This is a genomic window from Desulfobacula sp., assembly GCF_030611305.1.
Lineage (GTDB): Bacteria > Desulfobacterota > Desulfobacteria > Desulfobacterales > Desulfobacteraceae > Desulfobacula.
In genome coordinates this window covers 33350-43899 of record NZ_JAUWQB010000025.1, presented here as the reverse complement: position 1 = coordinate 43899, position 10550 = coordinate 33350, and the positions used below count along the sequence as shown (strand labels likewise).

The 10550-nt window shown below is 44.0% G+C and carries 6 protein-coding genes; 5 read left to right on the top strand and 1 reads right to left on the bottom strand.

Annotated elements, in window-relative coordinates:
* Positions 1 to 75: 75 nt before the first annotated feature.
* Positions 76 to 936, bottom strand: coding sequence for an MBL fold metallo-hydrolase (locus QAI40_RS07000; RefSeq protein ID WP_299983401.1), 861 nt, complete (start codon positions 934 to 936; stop codon positions 76 to 78).
* Positions 937 to 1125: 189 nt separating this feature from the next.
* On the opposite strand from QAI40_RS07000, the gene QAI40_RS06995 reads away from it, so the two are divergent.
* The 5 genes from QAI40_RS06995 to QAI40_RS06975 all read left to right on the top strand — a co-directional run bounded on the left by QAI40_RS06995 (position 1126) and on the right by QAI40_RS06975 (position 10491).
* On the top strand, positions 1126 to 2949 hold the full coding sequence (locus QAI40_RS06995; RefSeq protein WP_299983399.1) for a PAS domain-containing sensor histidine kinase: 1824 nt from the start codon (positions 1126 to 1128) through the stop codon (positions 2947 to 2949).
* A gap of 296 nt (positions 2950 to 3245) precedes the next feature.
* A complete protein-coding gene (locus QAI40_RS06990; RefSeq protein ID WP_299983397.1) occupies positions 3246 to 3818 on the top strand; it encodes a response regulator in 573 nt (190 codons plus the stop codon).
* A gap of 14 nt (positions 3819 to 3832) precedes the next feature.
* Entirely contained in the window at positions 3833 to 4711 is an 879-nt protein-coding gene (locus QAI40_RS06985; RefSeq protein ID WP_299983395.1) for a methylenetetrahydrofolate reductase, read from the top strand.
* Between the two features lie 14 nt (positions 4712 to 4725).
* Positions 4726 to 6012, top strand: coding sequence for a (Fe-S)-binding protein (locus tag QAI40_RS06980; protein ID WP_299983393.1), 1287 nt, complete (start codon positions 4726 to 4728; stop codon positions 6010 to 6012).
* Positions 6013 to 6027: 15 nt separating this feature from the next.
* A complete protein-coding gene (locus QAI40_RS06975) occupies positions 6028 to 10491 on the top strand; it encodes an NAD(P)-binding protein (RefSeq protein ID WP_299983391.1) in 4464 nt (1487 codons plus the stop codon).
* Positions 10492 to 10550 lie beyond the last annotated feature (59 nt).

Here is a 10550-nt window from a genome sequence, read left to right as displayed (position 1 = left end):
TAGATTTATTATTCCTTATAATATCAATAGGTTATCTAATCCATAGAGGATTTACGTGTTTGGCCCCATTTTTTTTTATTCTCGTGCGAAATGTAAGGTATAAAGGGTAAATTCATCTTTATAGCTTTGTTTAAATATATCCCTGGCAAGCGTTTCATCAGAAAGAGCCGACAGTTTTATATTTTTAATGGTGTTGAGTGTAATGTCCAGGGATTCTTGAATGCCGGTTGTCGCAGCTTTCCTCGACAAAGGGCCCTGATGTGCAGGGCAGACAGTGGAAGGGTTAAATTCCTTAATAAAATTAAGGGTTGAAAGATATGAATCGGCATGGGTAAAAAATAACGGGAGATATCCCCTGCCTGGAAAATGAAATCCAAGGCTGTCGGAGCAGAACAGGATTTTTTTTTCATTTAAAACCCCGATAAGGTTTCCAGGGGAATGGCCTTCTACTTTGATTAGATCTAATGCGATCCGGCCAAGGTCTATTGATAGCTTGTCGTTAATGACCAATGATCCGTCAAGATTCGGAATTTTTTCCAATGGCGGTCTGCCGGGTTTGATTTTAAGATCGGCCAGGCTTTTTGACATGAATATATCTTCTTTAATCAACAACGGTCCTGCTTTGGGATGCTCAATGAATTCTTTTGCCCCTGCTGCTGAAACAATTCGGGCCGTTGGATATCTTTTAGCAAGACCCGGCAGTCCCGTGATATGGTCGGAATGGGGGTGGGACGGAATGATAAAATCCGGATTGATATCAAGAAGTTCCAATTGGTTGATCACCGTATCAACGATGGCTGAGATACCCACTTCAAACAGTGCGGAGTGTCTGTTGCCGATAATCAGAAACAGATTGAAAAAATAATTGCCCAGCATAAATATGTTCTGATCAATCTCAATGGGAAATTTGTTTTCAGGTATGTAATGATTTTTCATTAATGCCCCTTTTAATCATTTTCAGATATCCTGCTATCAAATAACAGAGTTTATATACTTTTCCTTGATTCAAAGTGTCAAGGGAAAGCCTTCTAAATGTTCAGTCAATGCGCCTAACCTTGACAAAAAACAGGGCGGCAAGTATTTAGTTAATTATAATTTATTTTTTTATTTTAAAGGAGACCCGTCATGGCTGATCACACTCCGAAGCTCTTGGATGCGCTGGATGTTTTTGAAGATGGTATTTATATTATCAACGAGAATTATACCGTTGAATATATGAATAAATTCATGAAAGAACTGTTTGGCGAAGGGGTCGGGAAGAAATGTCATGAAGTATTGATCGGATCTGATGCCCCTTGCGACTGGTGTAAATATGATGAGGTTTTTATTAATAATGAAACACATCACAGTGAGGTCTATATTGAATCCCTTGATAAAATATTTGTTCTGTCAGAGCTTCCGGTGATCAATCAGGACGGAACCAAATCAAAACTTTCCGTATACCGTGATATCACTCACAACGTACTACAGGAGGAGAAACTAAAAGCCTCTAAAGCAAGCTATCAAAGGCTTTTTACGCATGCTGGATGCGGGGTGTTTGTCAGCAGTAAAAAAGGTCGGTTTTTAGATGTTAATCCTACGTTGTTAAAGATGCTTGGGTATCAGGATAAGGAAGAATTCCTTTCGCTTGATCTTGCAAGAGATGTTTATTTAAGTCCCGATGACAGGCGTAAGTACACTGAAATTATAGAAAAAAAAGGTCGGGTCGTTGATTATGAAGTAAGGTGGAGAAGACGGGACGGGCATATACTTCATATCCTTTTAACCAGTAATGTCCGGTATGATCCCAAAGGGGTGATCCTTGGTTATGAAGGGATTGTTGTAGATCAGACCCGAAGAAAAAAAAGTGAAAACCAAATAAAAGAAGCCCATGATTTTTTGGATCAAATTATTTCATGTTCTCCCAATGCCATTATGGCAATGGATATGAGGGGCATTGTCAAATTGTGGAACCAGAGCGCTGAAGATATCTTCGGGTATGAGTCCGAACAAGTCATCGGAAAAATGAGCATCCAGCAGATTTTTTCAAATAAGGTGGCCAATAATGTCATGGAAATGATGAGAGATGAAAAGTTCGGGGGCAGGGGCAGGCTGAACTCTTATCTATTAAATTTTAAAAAGGATAATGGTGAGCTGGTTGAAGGCAATCTTTCTGCCAGCATCCTTTATGATGAAAAAGGCGATGAACTGGCAACGGTTGGATTATTTGTCGATTTAAAGGAGCAGCTTCAAACAGAACGAGAACTTGGCGAAGCAAGACAACATCTGCTCCAGTCAGAAAAGCTGGCTGCCATGGGCAGGCTTACTTCCCAGATCGCACACGAACTCAACAACCCCCTGTTTGGTATAATGAATACCCTTGAATTGATGAAAACCGAGATTTCTCCTCAAAACAAGAGGCGAAGGCTTTTGGATATGTCTTTGTCTGAGATTGAACGGCTGGCAGACATGCTGAAAAAAATGCTGTCTTTCTCAAAACCGGATCAGGACAAACGCATAGAGATAGACATTAACGTGGTCATTGATGAGCTGATAATGTTATATGAAAAACGGTTCAGGGAAAACAGTATAAAACTAAGTATGGATCTTGTTGAGAACCCGGGAGTCATTCTGGCATCCAGGGATCAATTGCGTCAGGTATTTATTAATATGTTTTCCAATGCCATGTATGCCATGCCGGATGGCGGCAACCTTGAGATATCCACTAAGGTTGTTTCCAAAAAACTTTTTATCATTATCAAGGATACGGGAATGGGTATAAAACCCGAGCATATGAAAAAGATTTTTGATTCTTTTTTTACCACCAAAAAAGAGAGTGTTCAGGGAGTGGGGCTTGGGCTTTCTGTCTGTTATGGTTTTATTAAAGACCATGGTGGGGATATTATAGTTGAATCCGAAGAAGGACAATGGACAAAATTCGGTATCATGCTTCCCATAGCCTGTGAATAAGCTGTAAAAACAAAAAAAGGCCATTTTTCTGCCGGCTTTTCAATTTCTTCCTCCAAGTCCTGGTATTTTTTAAAAAGAATATCAGGATCCTAAAAAATATTTTTTTATCTTGTATTGATATTTTATCCTTACGATTCGTTGAAAGCCTTTGTGACAGGGATATTCTCTGGCTTGATTATAATAGTTATTATACTTATAATAGTTATTATATTTATTTTTTAAGTACTTGACAAAAGAATTTTTATATAATAACTATAATAACTATAATTATAAAACAATTAAGAGGAGGAGGTGTTATGGAAGACACGTTGACCGTATTTACCGCAAGCAAATACTGTAATGTTTCATCTAAAACCATTATAAATTGGGTGGAAGCTGGACACATTAAAGCGTATCGAACCGTTGGCGGACATCGCAGGATAAAAAAATCTGATCTTGAAACTTTTATGAGAAGCCAGGGAATCCCTATTCCTGAAGAGAAAGATGAAGGCGCCAGAAAAAAGATTCTGGTCGTAGACGATGACATGATCATTGTCGAGTCAATTGTACAGGCTCTGGAGGAAGATGAATTTGATTATGAGGTTCTTTCCGCCTCGGATGGTTTCGAAGCCGGACTTCAGGTGAATCATTTTCATCCCGACCTTTTGATTCTTGACATTATGATGCCTGATATCAAAGGGTATGAAGTCTGTAAAAAAATTAAGAACAACGAGAAAACAAAAGACACTAAGATTATCGTATTATCTGCATACCTGGATGATGATAAATTCGCGCAGATGAAAGAGAACGGTGCGGATGTTTGTTTTTCAAAGCCATTGCCCCTGCAAAAGCTTAAGGATGAAGTGGCCAAATTACTCGGATTAAAATAAAAAGGAGGCAGATCATGAATTTAAAGGAATCTTTGGAAAAAAAGAGATTTGTTGTGACGTCCGAACTACAGGTTCCCCTCGGTGATGAAGAACCCGAGGTTATTATTGATAGCCTTAACAGGGTAAAAGGCCGTGTGGACGGCGTATCTGTTTCAGAAATAGAACTTGAAGGAGTTGTGAGTGACACCATCAAAGCCTGTGGCCTTTTAAAAGAGAACAATTTGAATGCGATTTATCAAACCACTACAAGAGATAAAAATAGATTCCAGCTGCAAAAGGATCTGACAATTGCCCATGAGACCGGTGTTGAAAATCTTTTGGTATTTACGGAAGACTACAGGATTGCAGGAGATACACTCCAGGAGTCAATGTTCTTCCATGTTGATTCAGGAAAATTGGGATCGGTTATGGATCACTTGAAACAAGGGGTTACAATTGAAGGAAAAGAGCTTGACAACAAGATTGATTTTGTATTGGGCTCCGGCATTGAAACACCCTGGGGGAAAAACATGCCAAAACGTGGCATGGAAGAAATGGAAGACATGATGAATGTGGGTACGGGGTATTTTTTAACGACGCCCATTTTTGATGTTGATCAGTTTGCCAGATTCATGAAGCAGGTTGAACCTTTTAAAGTCCCTGTCATTGCTGAAGTCATGATTTTGAGAACAGCAGGGATGGGGAAATTTTTGAACCGCCATTTCAAATCCGGACTTGTACCTGAGTGGGTTATCCAGAATCTGATGAAAGCACCTAACAAAAAAAAGGCAAGCATGGAGCTTTTTGCCGATACTGTAAACAGTCTGAAAGATATCTGTCAGGGGGTTCATATTATTACCATCGGCGGTGTCGATAATCTGGTGCAGTATCTGAATGCAGCCAAATTAAGATAAGGGAGAATTTTAAAATGGCAGAGGCGATTAAGATTGATGAACTTGACATTGAGTTTAAAGATGAGGTTCTATCGAAGGTGCCGGATGCGAACTTTGATCTTTGTCTGACATGCGGGACCTGCACGGGTGGATGTCCCGCATCAGAACAGTTTGGCATGGATCCCAGAAAGCTCATTAGAATGCTGAACTTAGGGATGGATGATGAAGTGCTGAAAACCGACTGGAAATGGGTTTGCAGTATGTGCGCACGTTGTGTGTCAGCCTGCCCCATGAAAATTAATGTGCCGGCACTAATTTTTAATCTGCGTGCAAACGTTCCCAGGGAGAAACGTCCTAAAGGTATCCTTGGCTCATGTGATCAGCATATCAGAACCGGCAGTGCCATGGGAGCCGCAAAGGATGATTTCGAATTCACGGTACTGGATGTGGCCGAGGAGATCCGGGAAGATCATCCGGGATTTGAGGAGTTACAGGTCTCAGTGGACAGGGTTGGTGCCACAATGGTATTGAACCAGAACTCCAGAGAACCTGTGACCGAGCCTGAAGAAATGGGTCCTTTATGGAAAATTCTTCACACAGTGGGTGCGGACTGGACTTACCCCTCAGTAATGTGGGCCGGAGAAAACTACTGCATGTTCATGGCTGATAATGAGGGATGGAAATATATTATAGAGGAGTTTGTTCACCATGTGGACAATAATTTAAAAAGCCCCGTTGTGGTCAATACCGAGTGAGGGCATTCATACTTTGCGATCCTGGAAGGATTGCGCAAATTCAAGATACCTCACAAATTCGAACTTGTCACCATCATTGAGCTGTATGCCCAGTGGATTAAAGAAGGCAAGCTCAAGGTCAATTCTGATTGGAATAAAGATATCAAAGCCAAGTTTACAGTGCAGGATCCCTGCAATATCGGAAGAAAAAGCGGGTCCAATAAGATTGTAGATGATTTAAGATTTGTTATTAAAACCGTTGTGGGTGAAGAAAATTTTATTGATACTGTCCCCAACCGGGATAACAACTATTGCTGCGGCGGCGGTGGCGGTGCTTTGCAGGCAGGATTTCCCGATCAGAGAAGGGCCTATGGCAGAACAAAATTCAACCAGCTTGCGGTAACCGGTGCAAATTATGTGATCGCACCCTGTCATAATTGTCACGGCCAGATTGAAGATATTGGCGAACATTATGGCGGCAATTATCATGTAGTTCACCTATGGACAATCATTACTCTTGCCATGGGTGTGCTTGCTGACACGGAACGAACCTATCTTGGGCCGGATCTGGCTGAAGTGGGACTATAAAAAGGAGGGTTCCAAATGGCCGAAAAAGGTACCAGAAAAGGTAAAGGCTCGGTAATGGTAGTCGGTGCCGGCATAGCGGGTATTCAGTCATCCCTGGATCTGGCAGATTCAGGATATTTTGTATACCTCATAGATAAAAATACAGCCATTGGCGGAACAATGGCACAACTGGACAAGACCTTTCCCACAAACGATTGCTCAATGTGTATCATATCCCCAAAACTTGTTGAAGCAGGACGTCATCTCAATATTGAGCTTTTGACCATGACTGAAATTGAAGAAGTCACGGGGGAAGAAGGGGATTTTACAGTTAAATTAAAGGAAAAACCAAGGTTTATTGATCTTGATAAATGTACTGCCTGCGGAGAGTGCTCCGAGGTGTGCCCGGTAGAGCTTCCCAGCCAGTTTGACGAAGAGCTTCGAGACAGGAAAGCTGCATTTAAACTGTATCCCCAGGCAATGCCATCGGGCTATGCCATAGAGAAAAAAGACAAGGCTCCGTGCCGTCTGACATGTCCTGCCGGACTGAATGTGCAAGGGTATGTCCAGATGGTCAAAGAGGGCAAATATAAGGAATCTTTGGAAATTATTATGGAACAGCTTCCGCTGCCGGGAGTCTTAGGAAGAGTCTGTCCCCATGAATGTGAAGATGCCTGTAGAAGATGTGAAGTGGATGAACCGGTTGCCATCCGGGATCTGAAGCGTCTTGCAGCAGACAGTTTTGACGCAAGACAAGTGGAAATTAAATGTGCCCAAAAGATTGGCAAAAAGGTGGCTATCATCGGTTCCGGTCCTGCCGGACTGTCAGCCGCCTATCATCTGGCAAAACAGGGAGTTGATGCAACCATATTCGAAGCATTGTCCCAGGCCGGTGGTATGCTCAGGGTCGGCATTCCTGAACACCGCCTGCCAAGAGAAGTCCTTGATAAGGATATAGAGGTTGTCACCAATTTAGGTGTTGAACTCAAGCTGAATTCCCGCCTTGGCGAGGATTTCACCGTGGACAGCCTCATGGCGGACGGCTATGATGCGGTCTTCCTGGGCCTTGGTGCTCACAAAGGTATTGACCTTGGCATTCCCGGAGAAGATCTTGAAGGGGTTCGTCAAGGGGTTGATTTCTTAAGAGAACTTAACCTGACCGGAACAACAACGGTCGGCAGAAAGGTCTGCATCATCGGTGGCGGCAATGTGGCCATTGATGTGGCAAGGTCTGCTGTTCGACTGGGTGCGGATGAAGTCACCATTCTGTATCGAAGGACAAGAAAAGAAATGCCTGCCTGGGAAGAGGAAATCTGTGCTGTAGAAGATGAAGGTGCTAAGATTACTTATCTTGCAGCCCCCCAGAAGGTCATCGAAGAAAATGGCCATGTCAAGGCCTTAAGGGTCATTAAAATGGAACTGGGTGAGCCGGATTCTTCCGGCAGAAGACGTCCTGTTCCCATACCGGGCAGTGAATATGACATTGAAATGGATCAGCTCATTCCTGCTATCGGTCAAAGACCGGATCTTTCTGCATTAGAAGATCTCGCCGGTTTGAAGATCAGCAAATGGAATACAACAGAGGTCAACCCCATTACCTTTGCCACGGACAAAGAAGGGGTGTTTGCAGGCGGTGATGTCCAGACAGGCCCGGGTGTTGCCATTGGCGCTATTGCAGCCGGTATGGAAGCGGCTGAATCCATTGTCAGATATCTCAAAGGTCTGGACATGGAAGAAGGCAGACAGCTTCCCGTGGTTGAAAATCCTTTATTTCGTCCGGTAACCCAAGACATGGAGCAAGCTAACCGGTATAAGATGCCGGAACTTGCCGCCGCAGAACGGGTTGGTAATTTTAACGAGGTGGAACTTGGATATGGCGAGGAAGAGGGACAAAAAGAAGCGGCAAGATGCCTGAACTGTGGATACTGTTCAGAGTGTATGCAGTGTGTGGATGCCTGTCTTGCAAAGGCTGTGGATCATTCCATGACAGATATAAGGCATACCATTGATGTGGGTGCCATTATTCTTTCCCCGGGGTTTACACCTTTTGAACCCACCCAGATGGTCTCATACTGCTACGGACATAGCCCCAATATTATGACCAGTGTGGAATTTGAAAGAATCCTGTCTGCATCCGGTCCCTATGGCGGTCATCTTGTAAGACCATCCGATAATGTGGAGCCTGACAAGATCGCCTGGCTCCAATGTGTCGGATCAAGGGATATCAACAAGGGAGATCATTCCTATTGTTCCGGTGTCTGCTGCATGTATGCCAACAAACAGGCCGTCATTGCAAAGGAACACAGTGACAAGGGATTGGATGCCGCCATCTTTTTCATGGACATGAGAACCCATGGAAAGGAATTTGATAAATACAACATCAGAGCCCAGGATGACAGCGGGGTTCGGTTCGTCAGATCCAGAATACACTCTGTTTTTCCGGAACCCGGTGATAAATACAGAATTGTTTACTCCACTGAGGCAGGAAATACTGTTGAAGAAATTTTTGACATGGTGGTCCTTTCCGTGGGTCTATCGCCGAACAAAGATGCCCAGGAGCTTGCGGACAAGGTAGGTATAGAACTCAACAGCCATGGATTTGCCAAAACTGATAATCTGTCCCCGGTCTGTACCAGTAAAAAAGGTGTTTATGTCTGCGGAACCTTTCAGGAGCCCAAGGATATTCCCGCCTCTGTCATGGAGGCATCTGCAGCGGCGGCCACAGCATCCATGGTATTGAAGGACAGCAGATGGAGCGAGACGAAAACCAAAGAATTGCCGCCTGAGAGCGATTTTTCAGGGCAAAATCCCCGCATCGGTGTATTTGTCTGTAACTGTGGTATCAACATTGGCGGCATTGCTGATGTGCCTGCAGTCAGGGATTATGCGGCAACGCTTCCCTACGTCGTCCATGTAGAGGACAATCTTTTTACCTGTTCCCAGGATGCCCAGGACCATATGAAAGAGGTTATCAAGGAACAGAAACTCAATCGGGTAGTGGTGGCATCCTGTTCGCCCAGAACTCATGAACCCCTGTTCCAGGAGACAATAAGGGATGCGGGCCTGAACAAATACCTGTTTGAGATGGCCAATATCAGGGATCAGAATACCTGGGTCCATATGAAAGAACCGGAAAAAGCGACACAAAAAGCAAAGGATCTGGTTCGAATGGCCGTGGCAAAAGCAGCATTAGTGGAACCATTACACCAGGTCAGCCTGGATATTAAAAAATCTCTCCTTGTGGTGGGTGGCGGTGTGGCAGGTATGGAAGCAGCGCTTAGCGCGGCCAGCCAAGGCATTGATGTTCACCTGGTTGAAAACACTGCGCAGCTTGGCGGGGTTGCCAGGAACCTGAATACCACCTGGCAGGGAGAAAAAATACAGGATTATCTTGAGGATCTTATTGATAGAACCAGTGCCAGCGATTCCATCAATCTGTATCTTGATTCCGAAGTTGATTCTTTTACAGGCTCTATGGGGAATTTTGTTACCACCATAAAAACCAATGGGAGCAGTGGAACCAAGGGAATCAGTCAGCAGGCGGCCATTGAACACGGAGCTGTCATTCTTGCCACCGGGGGAAAGGAATACAAACCTCAAGAGTATCTCTACGGTGACCATCCGGATATATTGACCCATCTGGATATGGATGCGGCCTTGCGGGAAGAGGATGATCGAATTGAAAAAGCAAAGGCCATTGTTTTTATCCAGTGCGTTGGATCCAGAAATAATGAAAACCCCTACTGCAGCAAGGTTTGCTGTACCCACAGCCTGAAAAGTGCCATTGCTCTTAAAACAATGGATAGAAGAAAAAGAGTTTATGTAGTTTACCGGGATATCAGATCCTATGGCTTTAGGGAAGATCTTTACCAAAAGGCGCGGGAACTGGGTGTCCTTTTTATCCGGTATGATCTGGAAAAAATGCCGACGCTGAGAGAAAATTCCAACAAAGAACTTGAGTTGTCTGTCATAGATCATGTTCTTCAAATGCCGGTAACCATTCGTCCTGACATGGTCATACTGGCATCCGGGGTTGTTCCGGGAGACAACAAGAACCTGTTTGAAAAATTCAAAGTACCGACAAACGATGAAGGTTTCCTGGTGGAGGCCCACGCAAAGCTGAGACCGGTTGATTTTGCATCAGACGGATTGTTTGTGGCGGGGCTGGCCCATTATCCCAAACCCCTTGAAGAAAGTATTGCCCAGGCAAGGGCGTCTGTTGCCAGGGCCATGACGATTCTTTCCAGAGATTCTTTGATGGTGGGCGGCGTTGTGGCAGAAGTCACGCCTGAAAAATGTGCAGTGTGCCTGACCTGCGTTCGAACCTGTCCCTATCACATACCCTATATCCATGCTGATGGATATGCCCAGATTGATGCATCCGAGTGTCATGGATGCGGTGCCTGTGTGGCGGAATGTCCGGGTAAGGCAATTAAACTGAATCATTTTACGGATGAGCAGATTATGGCAAAAACGGATGCACTTTTTGAAGAGGCATAAACTATAGCTGGGGTCAGGCTTGCGTTATTGAACCTAATAACGAAGCCTGACCCCAAAAA

Excerpts from the sequence above, each read along its gene's own strand:
- QAI40_RS06975 (WP_299983391.1), top strand. The coding sequence starts at position 6,028 with ATGGCCGAAAAAGGTACCAGAAAAGGTAAAGGCTCGGTAATGGTAGTC.
- QAI40_RS06985 (WP_299983395.1), top strand. The coding sequence starts at position 3,833 with ATGAATTTAAAGGAATCTTTGGAAAAAAAGAGATTTGTTGTGACGTCC.
- QAI40_RS06995 (WP_299983399.1), top strand. The coding sequence starts at position 1,126 with ATGGCTGATCACACTCCGAAGCTCTTGGATGCGCTGGATGTTTTTGAA.
- QAI40_RS06990 (WP_299983397.1), top strand. The coding sequence starts at position 3,246 with ATGGAAGACACGTTGACCGTATTTACCGCAAGCAAATACTGTAATGTT.
- QAI40_RS07000 (WP_299983401.1), bottom strand. The coding sequence starts at position 936 with ATGAAAAATCATTACATACCTGAAAACAAATTTCCCATTGAGATTGAT.